Here is a 17381-nt window from a genome sequence, read left to right as displayed (position 1 = left end):
GGTACTTCCTCTTCTGCTCGGCCCCGCCGGCTTCTTCACGGGGCCATGGGCTTCAGCTTCTTGGGGCGGACGTCGGCTGGTGCGCGGGGCAGCCGGCGGTCAGTGGACGGTCGCGGCCGTCCGGTGCCGGTCCGTCTCACCGGCGGCGAGCAGGGTGAGGGCGTCGAGCACGTCGCACAGCAGCCGCTGGGCCGGGGAGCCGTCCGGGAGGCATCCGTCCTCGCCGAACTGCCGGTGGGCCTGGAAGAGCAGGAACTCGGGCTGCTGCACGACGCGGGCGTTCATCTTGTGCAGCACCTGCCGCAGGGCAAGTTGGGCGCGGACGGTGCCGAACGGGCCGGGGGAGGCCCCCATGACGGCGACCGGCTTGAGGGTCAGCGCCGGGCCTTCGTCCCCCGCCGGGCGGGAGAGCCAGTCCAGGGCGTTCTTCAGCGCGCCCGGGACGGAGGCGTTGTACTCGGGGGTGGCGATCAGCACGGCGTCGGCGTCCTGGACGCGGCGGCGCAGGTCGGCGACGGCGGGGGGTGCGGGGTGCTCCTGGTCCTCGTTGAAGTGCGGCAGCCGCCCGAGGCCGTCGTAGTGGTCGAAACGCAGCCGCGGGCCGAGGCGTTCGGCCTCCCGCAGCAGGGCGCTGTTGAGGGAGTCGCGGCGCAGGCTCCCGGACAGGGCGAGTACGTCGAGGTGGGTCATGGGGTCTCCTCCACGGTCCGGGCCGAGGGCGGCCCGGGAAGGGGTGCAGGGGTGGGTGTGAGCGGGCGGGTGTCCACCGGGGTGTGTGTGAGCCGGGTGTGCGGGCGGGCTCCCGATGTGATCCATCCTGGGCGTCGCGGCGGAACCGCGCCAGAAAGACCCCGCAGAAGGCCGATCATGCGCCATGCGGACGGCATAGAGTGCCGCTTGTGCGCCAGAGCCTCGATGAGACGGACCAGCGGATCGCCGCCGCCCTGATCGCTTCCCCGCGCGCTTCCTGGCGGGACGTCGCCGCCTGCCTGGACCTGTCCGAACGCACCGTGGTCCGCCGCGCCGGCCCGCTGTACGCCGACGGCACGCTGCGTGCCACCGCGGAGCGCAACCCGATCCGCTTCCCGCACCTGGTGCCCATGGCCCTGCGCATCCGCTGCCGCCCCGACCGCATCCGGACGGTCGCCTCCACGCTGGCGCGGCGCGGCGACACCCTGTGGGTCGACATCCTCGGCGGAGGCGACGAGATCAGCACCATCGTCTTCCTGGACGGCACTGAGGAACGCAACCGGCTCCTGCTGCGCGATCTGCCGGCCACCGCCGCCGTCCACGACTGGACGTCCCACACCCTGCTGCGGGTCTTCCCCGCCTCCCTCAACTGGGGTGCCCGGCTGCTCGGCGACGAGGAGGCGGCACGCCTGGGCGTACGCCCGTTCCCGCTCAGCTCCCCGCCGCCCGATCCCCTGCCGTCCGCGGACCTGGCGCTCGTCCGGGCCCTGACGGAGGACGCCCGCGCCGACTACGCGACCCTCGCCGCGCGGACCGGCACCACGCCCCGCACCGTCCGGCGCCGGCTGGAAGCGCTGCTGCACGACGGCACGGTGCGCCTGGTCACGGAGACCGACCTGGCCCTGCTCGGCCTGCGCACCAAGGCCCAGTTGTGGCTGTCCGTGGCACCCAGCGCCCTCCAGGCCGCCGGTGAACGGCTCAGCCGGGAACCGGCGGTGCGCTTCACCGCGGCGACCACAGGACCCGCCAACCTCCTGGTCATGGTCACCACCACCGACCTGGACGCCCTCTACCGCTTCCTCACCGACACCATCGGCGCCATGGCACACGTCACCGCCATCGAGACCACCCCGGTCCTGGCCACGGCCAAACGCACCGGCCTGACCCGCCCCGGCTTCTGACAGCGGCGAGCAGAAGCGGGTTCCGGTCAGCGGGCGGTGCCCGGTGCGTGCGATCGCAAGGCGCCGAAGGATCCTTGCAGCGGAGCTGGCAGGGCCTTTCGGCAACTGCGCGAGGGTGCGTGCCGGGCGCGGCCCGCCGGGCCCCCTTCTGTCCGCAGCGCTGAACCACCGGGTGGCTGCCACGGCCCGCGAGCGTCCGGCCGGGCCGGGGCGAGTGACTGCCGCCTCACACACCCCGCGCCGGACGGGTCCCGGCCGGTTCAGGTGCGCAAGTGGCGGCTCACGTCGCCCACCAGATGGATCCGGACCCGGCGTTCCGTGAAGCGCCATTCGCCGTCACGGAGTGCGAAGCGGTCGTTGTAGCGGCCCGCCGCGACGGGTTGCAGCGGCAGGCCGGGCAGGCTCTGGAAGACGGTCACGTAGGCGCGGGCGGTAGCGGTGCCGGTCTCCTCGTCGGCCTCGACGGCGATGTTGGTGGTGGCGTGGTGGGTGCGCGGGGTGCCGTCCTCGTAGAGGATCACCGAGTCGCGGAGCATCTTCTCCACGGCCTCGGCGCCCCGGACCGGCGCGCCGCTCCCGAGGAACTCGGCGTCGGCGAACAACTCCCCGACCGCGGCGAAGTCTCCGGTGTCGACCAGTTCCGCGTACCGGGCGATCAGGTTGGTGACGGCCTGGACGTCTGTGGTGGCTTTCATACACGTGAGGATAGGAGACGGGAACACACACAGCGCGGATGCGCCGGACCGGCACACGTGTGTCACGGCGGCGGCGGTCGCTCCGTACGTACCGCGTACGCCCCGGCATCGCCGCGCACGTGCCCGGCGCGGCCGGCCGTCGCGCGGTGACCGACCGGTCCCTCGCGGGCCGCCTGTCACCAGTGCCGTCCTGCCGGTGACCGCCAGGCCGTTCCGCCGAAGGGCGGGCCGGCGGCGGCCGGCGCGACGAGACCGTCTCGCGAACGCGGAAACGGCGTGCCCCGACAATGATGTCGCGGTACGCCGCTCCCGGCCCGCCGGTCCCCCGTGAGCGCCCCGCCGTCACAGGGGGTCGCGGCGCTCGCCCCGGGTCGTCGCGGTCACTTCGCGGCGCGTTCGTACGTCGCCTTCGACCAGCGGTATCCGAGTGCCGTCAGACCCAGGCACCAGGCCACGGCGATCCACCAGTTGTCGTCGATCGGGGTGCCGAGCAGCAGGCCCCGCAGGGTCTCGATGGCCGGGGTGAACGGCTGGTACTCGGCGAACGGCCGGAACCAGCCCGGCATCGCGTCGAGCGGCACGAAGGCGCTGGACAGCAGCGGCAGGACCATCAGCGGCAGGGCGTTGTTGCTGGCCGCCTCGGCGTTCGGGCTGGACAGGCCCATGCCGACGGCGATCCAGGTGAGCGCCAGGGAGACGAGCACCAGCAGGCCGAACGCCAGCACCCACTCCAGAACGGTGGCGTCGGTGGACTGGAACCCGATGGCCACCGCCACGGCTCCGACGAGGACCACGCTCGTCACACACTGGAGCACGCTGCCGGCGACGTGCCCGATGAGCACCGAGCCGCGGTGGATCGCCATCGTGCGGAAGCGGGCGATGATCCCCTCGTTCATGTCCATCGAGACGGAGACCGCGCTGCCGATCGCGGTGCCGCCGATGGTCAGCATCAGGATGCCCGGGACGAGGTAGGCGAGATACTCGGACCGGTCCGCGTGACCGCCCCCGATGCCGGCGCTCATCACGTCGCCGAAGATGTAGACGAAGAGCAGCAGCAGCATGACGGGCGTGAGCAGCAGGTTCAGCGTCAGGGAGGGGTAGCGCCTGACGTGCAGAAGGTTGCGCCGCAGCATCGTGGACGAGTCGCGCAGGGCAAGGGAGAGAGAGCCGCTCATCGGACGTTCTCCTTCGGCTGGTCGGGCAGGCTCGGCTGGTCGGTGGCGCCGGTCAGGGCGAAGAACACGTCGTCGAGGTCGGGGGTGTGCACGGTCAGTTCGTCCGCCTCGATGCCGGCGGCGTCCAGCCGGTCGAGGACGGAACGCAGGGCGCGCTGGCTGCCGTCGCTGGGGATCTGCAACGACAGTGCTTCCTCGTCCCGGGTGACCTCGCCCAGCGCCGAGACGGCGCCGCGGTAGGCGGCCGGGTCGGAGAAGCGCAGGCACACGTGCCCGCCGGGGACGAGCCGCTTCAGTTCCTCGGCGGTGCCCTCGGCGGCGATTTTCCCGTCGTTCAGCACCGCGATACGGTCGGCGAGTTCGTCGGCCTCCTCCAGGTACTGGGTGGTGAGGAAGACGGTGACGCCGTCGGAGACGAGCGCGCGGATGATCTGCCACATGGTGTGGCGGCTGCGCGGGTCGAGTCCGGTGGTCGGCTCGTCGAGGAAGATGATCCGCGGATCACCGACCAGCGTCATCGCGATGTCGAGGCGGCGCTTCATGCCGCCCGAATAGGTGGAGGCGGGCTTCTTCGCGACGTCGGCGAGGTCGAACCGTTCCAGCAGTTCGGCGGTGACGCGCCGCCCCTCCCGCTTGGACAGGTGGTGCAGGTCCGCCATGAGGAGCATGTTCTCCTCGCCGGTGATCAGCCCGTCCACGGCGGAGAACTGCCCGGTGACGCCGATCGCGGCGCGCACTCCGTCCGGGGAGGCGGTGACGTCGTGGCCCGCGACCTGGGCCCGTCCGCTGTCGGCGGTGATGAGGGTGGAGAGGATCTGCACGGTGGTGGTCTTGCCGGCTCCGTTCGGCCCCAGCAGCGCGAACACCGAACCGGTGGGAATCCGCAGGTCGATGCCGTCGAGGACGACCTTGTCGCCGTACGACTTGCGCAGACCGACGGCGCTGACGGCGGCCGGCGTGGGGTCGTCGCCCCCTTGCCTGTGCATGGGCATGACAAAAGAAGGCATGGAGCCCTCCGTTTCGAAGGCTGAAGTGGCGGGAGAAACTGAAGCGGCGGGAGAAGTGGCCGGATCGGAGCCGGGGCTCGCAGGACGGTCAGGCCTTGGCGCGGACGATGTCGATGTTGCCGTGCCGGGTGCGGGCGTGGATCGTGACGGTCTCCTCGGTCTCAGCCGGGGCATCGGACGAGGTGAGCCTGTTGCGCACCTGCCCGGAGTCCGAGCGGGCGTCGAGCCAGGCCGCGGTGCCCTCCCGGATGCCGACCTCGATGGCACCGTAGGAGGTCTTCAACTGGATCTCGCCGCGGACCACTTCGCCCACCCGCAGCGTGCCGTTCGCGGTGGTGGCGGTGACCGAGTCCCCGGCGCGCCGGACGTCGATGTCACCGTTGGCGCCGCTGACGCGCAGCTCCCCTGTGACGGCCTCGACGGTGGTGGTGCCGTGCGAGTTCTTCAGGACGGCGGGGCCGTCGAGGAGCCCGGCGCGCACACTGCCGGAGCTGCTGGTGATCTCGGCCGCGCCCTCGACCCGGCCCACGGTGACCGAGCCGTGCGAGGAGGTCAGCCGGAGCGGCCCCGTCGCGTCGAGGCGGACGTCACCGACCGACGTCTTCACGCGGACCTCGCCGAGCCGGCCCTCGCCGAGCACCTGGACCCAGGAGCCGGTCACGTCGATGTCCGAGCCCTCGGGCAGCTCGACCGTCACCCCGACGACGCCGCTCGGTCCGATGAACCGGCGCTCCTTCGTCCTGACGGTCAGCACACCGTTCGTGTAGGCCACCTCCGTCTGCTCGGCGGCCCGCACGTCCTTGTCCCGCTTCGGGTCGCCGGGCCGCACCGAGACGACCGTGTCGGTGCGGTCGCCCGCGGTGAACTGGACGGAGCCGGCGCCCACGTGGGCGGTCACCGCGATCGGTCCGGGAGTGTCGAAAGAAGGCATGGCTGTACCGTCCTCATGAGTCCTGGAGGCATCCGCGCAGGTGGGCGCGGTGCGGGGTGAAGTGGTGCGCGTGCGGTCGTGCGGGTGGAGAGGCCGTGCGGGTGGAGAGGCCGTGCGGGTGGAGAGGCCGTGCGGGTGGAGAGGCCGTGCGAACCGAAGATCCGTGCGGGACGAAGGGCCGTGCCGGGGCAGGGCGGGCGGTGCGGCTAGCGCACCCAGCCCGAGAAGCTCTGCCCGGTGGTTTCCGTCGTTCTGGTGGTACCGGTGGTGCCGGTCGTCGCGGTGGTGCGGGTCCTCTCCGTCGTGCGCGGCCGGCCGCCGTCGACCGCGGCCGCCACGGCCCGGACCAGCCATGCGTTGACCGACAGGCCCTCACGGCTCGCGGCCTCCTCGGCGCGCGCCTTGAGGTGGGCCGGCAGACGCAGGTTGACGCGGGCGGTGCCGCCCTCGTCGCCCTCGGCGGGCACGGGGGCCACGACCGGTTCGACCGGCGGGGCGACGACCTCGACGGGGGCGCCGGCGGCGGGCGGCAGCGTCACCACGAAGTCGGGGTCGAGCCCGCGCAGCCGTACGTCGACCGAGCCCGGGGCGAGTTCCCGGGTGATCTCGTCCGTCGCGGCGGAGAGCACGTTGAGCATGGTCAGCCGGGTCGCCGACTCCAGGGGAGTGGTGAGCCGCTCGGCCAGCTCACGGGCGTCGTCCCCGCCGGCTTCGGCGGCCACCATGAGTTCGCGGCGAAGGGTGTCGACATACGGGGTGAGGTCCATGACGCCATCATGGCACCAATATGGCGCCATGCGCAACAGCACAGGGCGGGGCGCGATCTCACGCGCGAGGCAATCCAGGTACATCTCGGGATCGACTAGGAGGAATCCCACCCGGAACAGGCCCAGCTTGAGGGGTAGTGAAGCAATTCGCTGGCGTAACTCCCACGCGAAGTGGCGCCATCTGGTGCCATCTGGCGCCATACGGCCCGGGGTGTGGCGTCAGGTGGCACCAGATGGCACCCGTCGGCGCCACAAAGCGTTCCTCGCGCACCGCGAGCACTCCGGTCACGGCTTCGTCCGGTGACCGGGGTGCTCGCGTGGTGACTGCCCGGCCCGCCGGGTCGAGGGAAGCGGTCGTGGGCGGGGCCGCGCACGGCGAAGGGGCCCCGGCCCGCCCGGACTTCATGCGCACCGCAGGGGCCCGGCGAGGACCGATGCGGCGAGAGCCAACGCGGCGAGGGCCAGCCCGGCGAGGACCGGCCGGCGAGGGCTCAGAGCCGCGAACAAAAGGGGCGTCCGATCAGCGCGCGGCGTCCGGCACGTGCGAGCGCACGGCGCCGGAAGTTCCCCGTGGCGGCACTGTCCGGACCTTTCGGCAACGCCGCGGGCATGCTTGCCGGGTGCCGTGAGCCCGGCACCCATCTCGTTCGCGGCTCCCGAGCCGCTGCGCGGGCCGGCGAGCGGGAAACAGCACGCCCGGTATGTCAGTCAAGGGCGCCGGCGACTTCCGGGGCCCGGTCCTCCGCCGCTCTCCCCGCGCGCCGCTCGGTCTCGCGGACGACCTCCTCGACGCGTTCGGGAGTGACGATCAGACGGCTCAGCACGGCCGGGACGGCGATGCTGGGCAGCAGGTGCTCGAAGAGGGCCACCACCCGCTCCACCAGGTCGGCCCGGTCGCTCAGCGTGTGGGAGTAGACCTGCACGCCGGTCCAGGCGGCGGAGATGACCCAGGCGCTGGCCGCCGGGTCGACGTGCGGCAGCAGCTCACCCTGCGCCCTCGCCTCCTGGAGCACCTTCTCCGTGGTCCCGATCCACAGGGTGACCGCCTGGCCGCCGAAGAGCGTGCGCATCTCCTGGCCCAGCGAGAGCCGGGCGGCGGCGCTGACCACGGGGTCGCGCCGCATCCGGTCCGCCGTGAGCAGCCCGGTGTCCACCAGTTCCTGGAGCTTGCACACCCTGGGCGCGAGGGAGACCTCCGCGAACTGTGCGCTCAGCACGCCCTCGGCCAGCGCCTGCTTCGAGGGGAAGTGGAAGTACAGCGCCCCTTTGGTGACGCCGGCACGGGTCAGGATCTCGCCGATCGTGGCGGCCTCGTAGCCGCGTTCGTCGAAAACGGACGCGGCGGCCTTCAAGATGGCGTGCCTGGTACGGATCGCACGCTCCTGCTGTGCCACGACTCCTCCTACGCGCTTGCTGCCTGGCGGAGAACGCCTCACTGCCCGTTCCCCCCTGGAAACAAAACCAGGTAGTCCGTATTTTCACAAGCAGTGCCGGGAGGCCGCGGACTCCGCGCGGCCGGGAGCGGCAAGGATGTCCAGGACCGACAGGGGGCCCGCGCATGTCGCAGCATCTTCTCATCACCGGGGCGAACGGCTTCATAGGACGGCACGTGGTGCGCGCCGCGCTCGCCCGCCCGGACATACGGATCCGGCTGGTCCGCCACCGCGGGGACCTGGCGGCGGTCGACGAGGACCGGGTGCGGGTGGTCCGCGCCGATCTGGGGGACGCGGCCTCGGTCGACGGGCTGTGCCGGGGCGTGGACACGGTGGTGCACTGCGCCTCGCGCATCGGCGGTGAGGAGGCGGAGCTGCGCGCGGTCAACGAGGCGGGCACGGCGGCCCTGGTCGCCGACGCCCGGCGGCACGGCGTGCGCCGCATCGTGTACGTGAGCACCGCCGCCGTCTACGGCCGCGGCCCCTTCCGCGGGGCCGAGCCGCACGAACTGGCCGTCCGGCCCCGGTCCGTCACCAGCGCCACCCGCGCCGCCGCCGAGCGGATCGTCCTCGCGGCCGGGGGCACCGTCCTGCGCCCGCACCTCGTCTACGGCACCGGGGACCGGTGGGTGATCCCCGGCCTGGCCCTGCTGGTCCGGCACCTGGGGGCGCCGGTCGCGGGCGCCGGTGTGCACTCGGCCGTCGAGGTGTCGGCCCTGGCCGGGGCCGTGGTGGGCGCCGCGCTCGCGAGCCCGGACCTCGACCTGGCGGGCGCCCACCACGTCAACCACCCGGTTCCGGTGCCCGGCGCCGTCCTCATGGAGGCGGTGGGCGGCGTGCTCGGGACGGACGGCGCCGCCCCGCTGGACCCGGAGCGGGCCCGCGCCCGGCTGCGGGAGCACCCGCAGGCGCTGCACCACCTCGAGATGCTGACCTCGGACCACTGGTTCGCCGGCTCGTCCCTGTGGCGACTGCTGGGCCAGGACCTCGGCCCGGAACCCGCCGAGGGACTGGCCCGTCATCTGCCCTGGTACCGGGACCAGTTGGGCTCAGCCGTGCACGCCGGCCGCTGAGTCCCCCGAGCGCTGCGGGCCGAGGAGCAGCGGAACCTCCCGGTGGCCGTTGGAGATGAAGGAACCCAGCGGACGCAGGTCCCCGGCCGGTACCGCGAGGGCGACGTCCGGGAACCGGTCGAACAGGCCGCGCAGCGCGATCTCCGCCTCCATGCGGGCGAGTTGGGCGCCCACGCAGAAGTGCGTGCCGTGCCCGAAGGCGAGGTGCTCGCGACGGGTGGCGCGGGTGACGTCGAAGCGGTCCGCGTCGTCGCCGTGCACGGCGCGGTCGCGCCCGGCCGCGGCGAAGGAGATGACGAGGGGCTCGCCCTTGCCGATCACCGTGTCGCCCACGGCCACGTCCTCGACGGCGTAGCGCAGGATGCCGTTGGCCCCCGGTGCCTCCACCCGCAGCGCCTCCTCGACCGCGTCCGCCCAGCCGGCCCGGCCGGTCCGGACGCGGGCGAGCTGCTCGGGGTTGGCCAGCAGCAGGCACAGGGCGTTGTCGAGCAGGTTCACCGTGGTCTCGTAGCCGGCGGTGAACAGCAGGATGAGATTGTCGACCAGTTCCTTCTCGCTGAGCCGGGAGCCGTCCGTCTCGTCCCGGGCTGCGATGAGGCTGCTGGTCAGATCCTCGCCGGGGGTGTCCCGTTTGATCGCGACGAGGTCGCCCATCGTCCGGTACAGGTCCACCTGGTTGCGCCGGGCCGCTTCCATGGAGGCGGTCGTGTCGAAGAAGCCGCTGATGATCCGGTGCAGTGAGGCGCGGAACTCCTCGGGGATGCCGAACAGTTCGCTCAGCACGCGGGTGGGCAGCAGGTGGGCGAAGCGGCCGCGGAAGTCGACCGGCCGGCCGTCGTCGGCACGGGCGAGTTCGTCCAGGAGCGTCCGGGTGATCTCCTCGACGCGGGGCCGCAGCCGGGCCACCCTGCGCGTGGTGAAGGCCGAGGCCACCAGGGCGCGCAGGCGCTTGTGGTCGTCCCCGTAGGCGGTGACCATGTTCTGCACCGAGACCCAGATGGCCAGCGGCCAGGTCTCGCCGATCTCGCCGTTGATCCACGCGGGCCAGTGCCGGTAGGCGTCCTTGGAGATGCGCGGGTCGATCAGCAGTTTTTTGATCGTCTCCTGCCCGGTCACCCACCAGGCCTCGACCCCGCCGGGCAGGACGACCCGGGTGAGGGGCCCTCGCGCGCTCAGCCGGGCCGCCTCCCCGTGGATGTCCCGGCCCGACGGGTCGATCGCGTACGGACACTGCTGCTGACGGGTCATCGATTGTCTCCAGAGAGCCAGATCCGCAGGACATCAGGGGCGACGGCGGCCCGACCGTAGCACTCTGCCGGGGCCCTCCATCGGTACTTCGGCGGAACCATAACAAACCAGACGACCGGTTTTGCAAGAGTGCGGTGCACGGGAGAACAACCAGGACCCCCGCACTCGGCCGATCCCGGGGCAAATACCCCCTCTCCCCCGACCCCCGGGCACAGAGCCCCCCGTTCTCCCAGGTGCGGGCCGGAAAGTTGCGCCCTTGAACCACTGCAAACGGAGCCGTGCCTTCAGTCACCGGCGCGCACACTTGGGAAATCCTTTACCTTGAGCCCTCACCAAAAAACCGGTGGGTCCGTATCTTTGAGGCGTCGTCGAACAAAGCTTCCAGGCGGGGGGCCTGCGATGGGTTTGCACAGCACGCACGACGAAGGCGGACTGTCGACGCTGCCGCGTCTGACCACCACGGTCCCGAAGGAGTACGTCCACCGCGCCTGTGTGGCCGAGGTGTTCCTCACCGGCTGCACCGGCCAGGAGGACCAGCGGTTCTCCCTCACCGGGCAGTGGCCCAGGGCACACACCCTCTTCAACCGCTCCGACGGCCGCGGCCACGATCCGCTGCAGGTGGCGGAGACGTTCCGGCAGGCAGGCATGTTCCTCGCCCACGCCGAACTCGGTGTTCCGCTCACCCACCAGTTCGTGATGTGGAACCTCAGCTACACGACCTACCAGCAGCACCTGGGGATCGCGCTCAGCCCGACCGACTTCGAACTCGACGCCCGGTGCGCGGAGATCACCTGGCGCCGGGGAATGGCGGCCTCGCTGCGGCTGGAGCTGGCCATCGTCCGCGACGGCGTCCTCGCGGCCCATGGGGCGGGCACCTTCTCCACCGTCCCGCCCGCCGTGTACCAGCGGCTGCGGACGAACCGCAAGCCCGCCCCGGACGACGCGTTCGACCTCACCACCTCCCGCGTCCCGCTCGACCCGGCGGTGGTGGGCCGCACCTCCCCGGCCGACGTGGTGCTCACCGCCACGGACTCTCCCACCCGCTGGCTCCTCACCCCGGACCTCACCCACCCCATCCTCTTCGACCACGCCGGGGACCACCTGCCCGGCATGGTGCTCCTGGAGGGCGGCCGCCAGGCGGCCTGCGCCGCGCTCGCCCCCCAGGGCCTGATCCCGTCGAGCGCCACCACGGAATTCGTCCGCTACGCCGAACTGGACCGGCCGTGCTGGATGGACGTGGTCCGGGTGTCGCCCGAGTCCGGCGGCATGACGACCGTCCAGGTCGCCGCCCACCAGGACGGAGAGACGGTCTTCACCTCGACGATCACGGGCCCCGCCTGCTGACGGCACCGGCCGCCAGGGTCCGCGAGGACCCCGTACTCCCTCGTCCTTCCACCGCCCGCGCCCCTCGGGGCTCCCGCCACCAGGCGGTGGTTCGCCGCCTCGGGCAGCAGTGCGCCACCTCGGGCAGTGGTGCGCCGCCGCCGGTGGTGATGTGTCGTGACCGGTGGCGATGTGTCGCCGCGGCCGGCCGCTCCGCTCGGCCGCGGGGACCGGTGGTCCGCCCCCTTCAGCAGAGCCGGGGCACGCGAGCGCACGGGAGTGCGCCGCCCACCGGAGTCCGCCCGCCGTGGACCATACTGATCCCGAACGCCCCGCCGGCACCGTGCGCCCGGACCGGGGCCGGGCCCAGGCAAGGAGGCGGACATGCCCGAACGCACCCAGGAGTTCGGCAAGTACGGCGCCCGCGGCATCAAGGGGTACGAGGCCGTCGCCCGCCGGCTCGACGCGCTCGCCGGTTTCATCGTCACGCCCGTGACGGTCCGGCGCGGTCTGCTGGCCCGGCTGCACTACCTCACCCGCACCCCGCACGCCCGTGCCGCGGCCCGGGCGGCGGGCCTCACGGTCACCGACCGCACCCTGAAGGCCTGGCTGGAGGGCCGGCGCAACCCGTCGAAGAAGAACCTCGAGCGCGTCGAGACCGCCTACCGGACCGTGCGCCGGCACAACGTCGCCCGCCATCTGCTGAGCCGCCTCAACCGGGAGGGCCGCGGGACGCGGGTGGAGATCCACCCGCTCAACCAGTCCCAGGTGCCCCGGCCACGGCAACGCGTCGTCGAGTTCCGCGCCCTCAACATCCGCCGCTGGGACCGTATCGTCGAGGCCTGGGCGGCCGACGACGCGCAGGCGCTCGACGACGCCTGGGTCGACCAGATCGTCGACCTGGGTTCGCAGTGGGGCCAGTACGAGTACGTCACCAACGTCGGCTTCGCCGCCTGACCACAGGCCGCTCAGCCCTGCGGAAACGCGGGCCGCCTCATGCGCCATACGCATGGTTCATGGGCACGAGGTGTTAGATTCGGCGGTATGCGGATGACTCTGGCGGACCGGGTCCGGACAGCGGTGGCGGCGCTCCTGCACGCCACCGGCGAGTCGCAGACGGACCTCGCCGCGGCGCTCGGTGTGAGTCAGGCGCAGGTGAGCCGGCGTCAGTCCGGGAGCGCCGCGTGGAGCCTCGACGACTGCGACGCGGTCGCCGGGCACTTCGGCATCGACGTACTCGACCTGCTGGCCGGACCGACGCGGGCCTCGGAGGCGCTGCCGGACGCCCGCCGCCGGGACGCCGTCCGCCGTGCGGGGGCGGCCGCGGCCCGGCCGGCGCCCGGGCCCGCCCGTCCCGTCGCCCTTCCCGCCACCGCCCAGGAGGAGGCCGCGCGATGACGGACTTCGACGCGATCGACGCCCTGCTGGCCGCCGCCCGCCAGGAGGTGCCGCTGCCGGACGTGGCGGAGCGGCGCGTGCTGCGGGAGGGGCTGAACCTCTCGCGCGCCCAGGTGGCGCAGGCCCTGGGGGTCAGCCCGTCCACGGTGGGCGGCTGGGAGTCGGGACGGGACCCCAGCGGTGAGGTCCGGGAGAAGTACGCGTACTTCCTCTCCGGGGCGCGCACCCGGCTGGCGCAGCGGTCCGGACCGGCGGAGCCGTCCGGAGCTGGTGAGCAGGAGCGGGAGGCCGAGCGGGAGCCGGCCCCTGCGGTGGCCGACGCCGCCGGCGGGGCCGGGGAGCCGGCCGCCGGCTCTCGCACCGGAGGCGAGGGCCCGGCGGGCGCGGGCGCCGGCGACGCGGACTGCGCGAACGAGGGCCCCGCTGACGAGGGCGCCGTGGACCAGGGCTCCGTGGACCAGGGCTCCGTGGACCAGGGCTCGGTGGACGAGGTGGAGGCACTGGCGGAGCCGCGGGCCTGTGTGCTGTGCGGCGGACCGGCCCGGCAGCAGGTGGCGGGGTTCCCGCAGCATCTGGACCCCGCCGAGTGCTCCGCACCGGGGGCACCCGCCCCCTCCCCCGCGCGGACCTCCGCCCCCCGCGACCCCGGCGCCGCGCACGGAACGGCCGGAACCGCTTCCCGCACCACGGGCCCCAGCACACCCGCTTCCCGCACCACGGGTCCCGGCACTTCCGCATCCCACAGCGCAGGTCCCGGTGTCCGAACCCCCCGGCCGCCCGCCCGCACCGCCGGTCCGGCCTTCCGGTCAGGCGACCGTGACCGGGGCGGCGACCGTAGCGGCGGCCGGGGCGGGGACCGTGGCGGTGTGCCGATCGTCGCGGCCGGGCGGCGGGCGCAGGCGGCCTCCGCCGGCGCGGCGGACCCGATCGCCCGGGCCGTGGCCGAGGCCCTGACGCAGCATTCCGGTGATGTCGAGGCGGCCACGGCCGCGCTGGTCAGGCGGGCGATCCCGGACGCGATGGCGCTGCTCGACCACACCCGCAAGGGCGGACGCTACGACGTCGTGGCCCACCCGTGGCTGCCCGATGTGCTGCACAAGCAGAGCGCGCGCGGCGCGGACCAGATCTGGGAGGCGCGCCCCAAGTGGACGCGGCCCGAACTGCCGCCGGGCACGCACGAGGTGACCGCCCTCGACGTCAACGGCGCCTATCTCAGCGCGCTCAAGACGCACCTCCCCCTCGGCCAGCTGGAGCACTCCACCGGCGACCACCACGACCGCCGCCGGGCGGGCGTGCACCTGATCACCCCGCCGGAGTGGGAGCACGACGCGGTGCTGCCGAACCCGATCGGCAACCGCGACGAACCGGGCCCGCTGTGGGTGACGGAGCCGACGCTGCGGCTGCTGCTGCGGCTGTCCGGGCCGAAGTACGGTCTGTGCGACCCGCCGGAGATCCACGAGTCGTGGACGTCGGGCGCGACGGAGAACCTGCTGGAGAAGTTCCGGGTGGCGCTCAAGGACGCCCGGGACCGGGCCCTCGCCGAGGACGACGAGGTGACGCTGACGTACGTGAAGGCGATGTACTCGAAGTTCGTCTCCACGCTCGGCGAGTCGAACTACAACCGCGAGATCTACCGCACCGACTGGATGCATCTGATCCGCAGCCAGGCCTTCGTGAACCTGTGGTGGAAGGCGCACCGGTGCTACGACGAGGGCCTGCTGGTGGTCCGCGCGATGGGCACCGACGAACTGCACGTGAGCGGTGACTGGCGCGGGGTCTTCCCCGAGGGCCGCGGTCTGACCGAGGTCAAGGTCAAGGACACCTACACGGTGGAGGCCGAGGACGGCACCGCCGTCGGCGTCCCTTCCCCCGAAGACAGCTGAGCAGCTGAACGACCGCCCGCGCCGGGGAAGTTGAGCTGCCCTTCACCTGAAGGGCAGCTGAACGACCGTCCGCCCGACGGCGGCCGGACCAGGCCCGCGGCCGGACCGGGCCGACCGCCGGACCAGGCCCGCGGTCGGTTTGCCGGCCCCGGCGGCCCGCTCAGTACCAGTGGTTGGTCTGCCAGAACGACCAGGCCCCGCACGGGCTGCCGTAGCTGGAGTTCATGTAGTTGAGGCCCCACTTGATCTGCGTGGCCGGGTTGGTCCGCCAGTCGGCGCCCGCGGAGGCGTACTTGCCGGCCGGGAGCGCCTGGAAGAGGCCGTACGCGCCGGAGGACGCGTTGACGGCGTTCATGTTCCAGCCGGACTCGTGGCTCACGATGTTGCTGAAGCACTGGAACTGGCCGCTCGGCACCATCTGCCGGGCGATGGCCTGGATCTGCGCGGTGGAGTAGGAACCCTGGACGGGGAAGTCGGAGGCGTCGGCGGTCGTGCTCTGGCTCGACGCCTGCCTCAGTTCCTCCTGCTGCTTGGCCTGTTCCTTGGCCTTCTTCTCGGCGGCTTCCTTCTCCGCGGCCTCTTTCTCCGCGGCCGCCTTCTTCGCGATCGCGGTCCGGGCCGCCGCCTTGCGGGCCGCCTGCTCGGCGTCCTTCTTGGCGCCGGCGTCGGCGGCGATGGCCTGGGCGTCCGCCTGCTGCGTGAGGGACGCGGTCTGCACGGGGGCCTGGCGGCCCACCGGGATGTCCGCGAGAAGCGTCGCGTCGGCCGCCGTGGCCTCGGCGTCGTTGTTCTGCGCGCTGCTGACCGAGGCAACGCCCACGACGCTTCCGACAGCGGTGACCGCGGTGGCCGAGGCCACTGCGAGTCCCCGGACCGAGATCCGGCTCACACGATTTCCTTTCGGCAGGCCCCCGTTCGGCACGGGGGCGGGTCTCTCCGACCCTGACTCTGCCGTACCGGGCACCACAAGGCAATCCCCGGCCGCTGCGATCACGGGCGCAACGGCGGCCTCACAGATCACACATGCGGGGATGAACTTCCGACGACGTCGGACACGTGTGCTTGCCGTAAGGGCTTCTCCCGCCGGTGACCGCCGCCGCGCCCGCGCGACGGCCGGGGCGGCGCGAGCCGGGAACGAGCCGTACACCCAGTGGATTTGCGAGATCAGCGTGAACGTGGACCTGGACGTGAACATGGACATGGACATGGCTTCCCTGCGGCAGGCCGTCACCGGGCTGGTGCTGCTGCCCGGCGAGGAGGGCTACGCGGCCGAGTGCGCCACGTACAACCTCAACAGCGGCCTGGCGCCGGCGCTGGTGGTCGGGGCCACCGGCGAGGCCGACGTGTGCGCGGCGGTCCGGTTCGCATCCCGGCACGGGCTGCCCGTGGCGGTGAAGAACACGGCCCACCAGGTGACCGCGCCCGCGCACGGCGGCCTGCTCATCACCACCGGGCGGATGAAGTACCTGTCCGTGGACGCGCAGGCGCGGACCGTGCGCGCGGAGGCGGGGCTGCGCTGGCGCGATGTGCTGCCGCGCACGGCCGAGTTCGGGCTCGCGCCGCTCGCGGGCTCGGCGCCCGACGTGGGTGTGGTCGGCTACACCCTGGGCGGCGGCCAGAGCCCGCTGCTCGGACGGACCCTGGGTTACGCGGCCGACCACGTGCGCGGCCTCCGGGTCGTCACGGCGGACGGCGAGGCGCGCCACGTCGACGCGGACAGCGAGCCCGACCTGTTCTGGGCGCTGCGCGGCGGCAAGGGCAACTTCGGTGTGGTGACCGAGATCGAGTTCGACGTGTTCCCGGTGACGCGGTTCTACGGCGGCGGCCTCTACTTCCCGGGTGAGTGCCTGGCCGAGCTGCTGGAGGCGTGGCGCGCCTGGCTGCCGACCGTGCCGGAGGAGATGACCTCCTCCGTCGGCATCCAGCGGCTGCCCGACCTGCCGGTCCTGCCCGAGCCGCTGCGCGGTGCCTTCGTGGTGCACCTGCGGGTCGGCTACCTGGGGTCGGCGGCCGACGGCGAGCGGCTGCTGGCGCCGCTGCGGGCGGTGGCCCCGCCGCTGCTCGACCTGGTCGGGGAGAAGCCGTACACCTCGCTCGGGGAGATCCACCTGGATCCGGTGGACCCGATGCCGTACTACGACCGGAGCGTGTGCCTGGGCGAGTTCACCGGGGAGACGGTGGAGGCGCTGGTGCGGCTGGCCGGTCGGGGCTCCGGCTGCACGCTGGCCAACGTGGAGATCCGGGCGCTGGGCGGCGCCTTCGACCGCGAACCGGCCGTTCCCAACGCGGTGTCGACGCGGGGGGTGCCGTTCGTCGTGTTCGGGTTCGCGGTGGGCGGGGCCGATCAGGCGGACGCGCTCAGGGGCGGGCTGGCCGAGGTGGTGGACGGGCTGGAGCCGTGGGCGCTGGAGCGCAACATGGTGAACTTCCTGTCGCCGGACGAGGCGACCGCGCCGGAGGGGGTGCGGGCGGTGTACGGGCCGGAGCGCTACGACCGGCTGGCCGGCGTGAAGCGGCGCTACGACCCTTCCAACGTCTTCCGTTTCAACCACAACGTGGCTCCGGGCAGGGCCTGAG

The 17381-nt window shown here is 72.9% G+C and carries 16 protein-coding genes; 7 read left to right on the top strand and 9 right to left on the bottom strand.

Going from position 1 to position 17381, the window contains the following annotated elements:
- Positions 1 to 99: 99 nt before the first annotated feature.
- A complete protein-coding gene (locus ABZ719_RS26055) occupies positions 100 to 690 on the bottom strand; it encodes an NADPH-dependent FMN reductase (protein ID WP_366727587.1) in 591 nt (196 codons plus the stop codon).
- Between the two features lie 209 nt (positions 691 to 899).
- On the opposite strand from ABZ719_RS26055, the gene ABZ719_RS26050 reads away from it, so the two are divergent.
- Complete coding sequence (locus ABZ719_RS26050) at positions 900 to 1871, top strand: Lrp/AsnC family transcriptional regulator (protein ID WP_366727586.1); 972 nt, start codon at positions 900 to 902, stop codon at positions 1869 to 1871.
- Between the two features lie 260 nt (positions 1872 to 2131).
- On the opposite strand, the gene ABZ719_RS26045 is transcribed toward ABZ719_RS26050, so the two are convergent.
- The 6 genes from ABZ719_RS26045 to ABZ719_RS26020 all read right to left on the bottom strand — a co-directional run bounded on the left by ABZ719_RS26045 (position 2132) and on the right by ABZ719_RS26020 (position 7840).
- Positions 2132 to 2566 carry a nuclear transport factor 2 family protein gene (locus ABZ719_RS26045; protein ID WP_366727585.1) on the bottom strand — a complete coding sequence of 145 codons (435 nt, stop codon included), beginning with the start codon at positions 2564 to 2566 and terminating at the stop codon, positions 2132 to 2134.
- Positions 2567 to 2946: 380 nt separating this feature from the next.
- Positions 2947 to 3741: an ABC transporter permease gene (locus ABZ719_RS26040; protein ID WP_366727584.1), complete on the bottom strand. Its 795-nt coding sequence runs from the start codon at positions 3739 to 3741 to the stop codon at positions 2947 to 2949.
- Entirely contained in the window at positions 3738 to 4733 is a 996-nt protein-coding gene (locus ABZ719_RS26035) for an ATP-binding cassette domain-containing protein (RefSeq protein WP_366727583.1), read from the bottom strand. The genes ABZ719_RS26040 and ABZ719_RS26035 overlap by 4 nt, the downstream gene beginning before the upstream one ends.
- 103 nt (positions 4734 to 4836) lie before the next feature.
- The gene (locus tag ABZ719_RS26030) at positions 4837 to 5679 is read right to left on the bottom strand and encodes a DUF4097 family beta strand repeat-containing protein (RefSeq protein ID WP_366727582.1); all 843 of its coding nucleotides are present in this window, start codon (positions 5677 to 5679) and stop codon (positions 4837 to 4839) included.
- 206 nt (positions 5680 to 5885) lie between these two features.
- Positions 5886 to 6446 carry a hypothetical protein gene (locus ABZ719_RS26025; RefSeq protein ID WP_366727581.1) on the bottom strand — a complete coding sequence of 187 codons (561 nt, stop codon included), beginning with the start codon at positions 6444 to 6446 and terminating at the stop codon, positions 5886 to 5888.
- Positions 6447 to 7150: 704 nt separating this feature from the next.
- Positions 7151 to 7840: a ScbR family autoregulator-binding transcription factor gene (locus ABZ719_RS26020; RefSeq protein ID WP_366727580.1), complete on the bottom strand. Its 690-nt coding sequence runs from the start codon at positions 7838 to 7840 to the stop codon at positions 7151 to 7153.
- A 164-nt stretch (positions 7841 to 8004) separates the two neighbouring features.
- Here ABZ719_RS26020 and ABZ719_RS26015 point away from each other — a divergent pair, with 164 nt between their 5' ends.
- Positions 8005 to 8952, top strand: a complete 948-nt coding sequence (locus ABZ719_RS26015) for an NAD-dependent epimerase/dehydratase family protein (protein ID WP_366727579.1) — start codon at positions 8005 to 8007, stop codon at positions 8950 to 8952.
- Here ABZ719_RS26015 and ABZ719_RS26010 read toward each other — a convergent pair.
- Positions 8929 to 10200 (bottom strand): cytochrome P450, encoded by a 1272-nt coding sequence (locus tag ABZ719_RS26010; RefSeq protein WP_366727578.1) that lies wholly within the window; start codon positions 10198 to 10200, stop codon positions 8929 to 8931. The two genes, ABZ719_RS26015 and ABZ719_RS26010, sit on opposite strands and share 24 nt — an antisense overlap.
- Positions 10201 to 10599: 399 nt before the next feature.
- On the opposite strand from ABZ719_RS26010, the gene ABZ719_RS26005 reads away from it, so the two are divergent.
- From ABZ719_RS26005 to ABZ719_RS25990, 4 genes are all read left to right on the top strand, one after another.
- Complete coding sequence (locus ABZ719_RS26005) at positions 10600 to 11544, top strand: ScbA/BarX family gamma-butyrolactone biosynthesis protein (protein ID WP_366727577.1); 945 nt, start codon at positions 10600 to 10602, stop codon at positions 11542 to 11544.
- Between the two features lie 363 nt (positions 11545 to 11907).
- A complete protein-coding gene (locus tag ABZ719_RS26000; protein ID WP_366727576.1) occupies positions 11908 to 12480 on the top strand; it encodes a transcriptional regulator in 573 nt (190 codons plus the stop codon).
- Between the two features lie 87 nt (positions 12481 to 12567).
- Positions 12568 to 12921 (top strand): helix-turn-helix transcriptional regulator, encoded by a 354-nt coding sequence (locus ABZ719_RS25995; RefSeq protein ID WP_366727575.1) that lies wholly within the window; start codon positions 12568 to 12570, stop codon positions 12919 to 12921.
- Positions 12918 to 14804 (top strand): helix-turn-helix transcriptional regulator, encoded by a 1887-nt coding sequence (locus tag ABZ719_RS25990; protein WP_366727574.1) that lies wholly within the window; start codon positions 12918 to 12920, stop codon positions 14802 to 14804. Before ABZ719_RS25995 ends, ABZ719_RS25990 begins: the two co-directional genes overlap by 4 nt.
- A gap of 160 nt (positions 14805 to 14964) precedes the next feature.
- On the opposite strand, the gene ABZ719_RS25985 is transcribed toward ABZ719_RS25990, so the two are convergent.
- Positions 14965 to 15693, bottom strand: a complete 729-nt coding sequence (locus ABZ719_RS25985; RefSeq protein ID WP_366727573.1) for a transglycosylase SLT domain-containing protein — start codon at positions 15691 to 15693, stop codon at positions 14965 to 14967.
- 280 nt (positions 15694 to 15973) lie between these two features.
- On the opposite strand from ABZ719_RS25985, the gene ABZ719_RS25980 reads away from it, so the two are divergent.
- A complete protein-coding gene (locus ABZ719_RS25980) occupies positions 15974 to 17380 on the top strand; it encodes an FAD-binding oxidoreductase (RefSeq protein ID WP_366727572.1) in 1407 nt (468 codons plus the stop codon).
- Position 17381 lies beyond the last annotated feature (1 nt).

Source organism: Streptomyces sp. NPDC006743 (assembly GCF_040703815.1).
In the GTDB taxonomy this organism is placed as follows: Bacteria; Actinomycetota; Actinomycetes; order Streptomycetales; family Streptomycetaceae; genus Streptomyces.
Note: the sequence above shows the minus strand (reverse complement) of the source record. Positions and strands in the feature narration are given on the sequence as shown.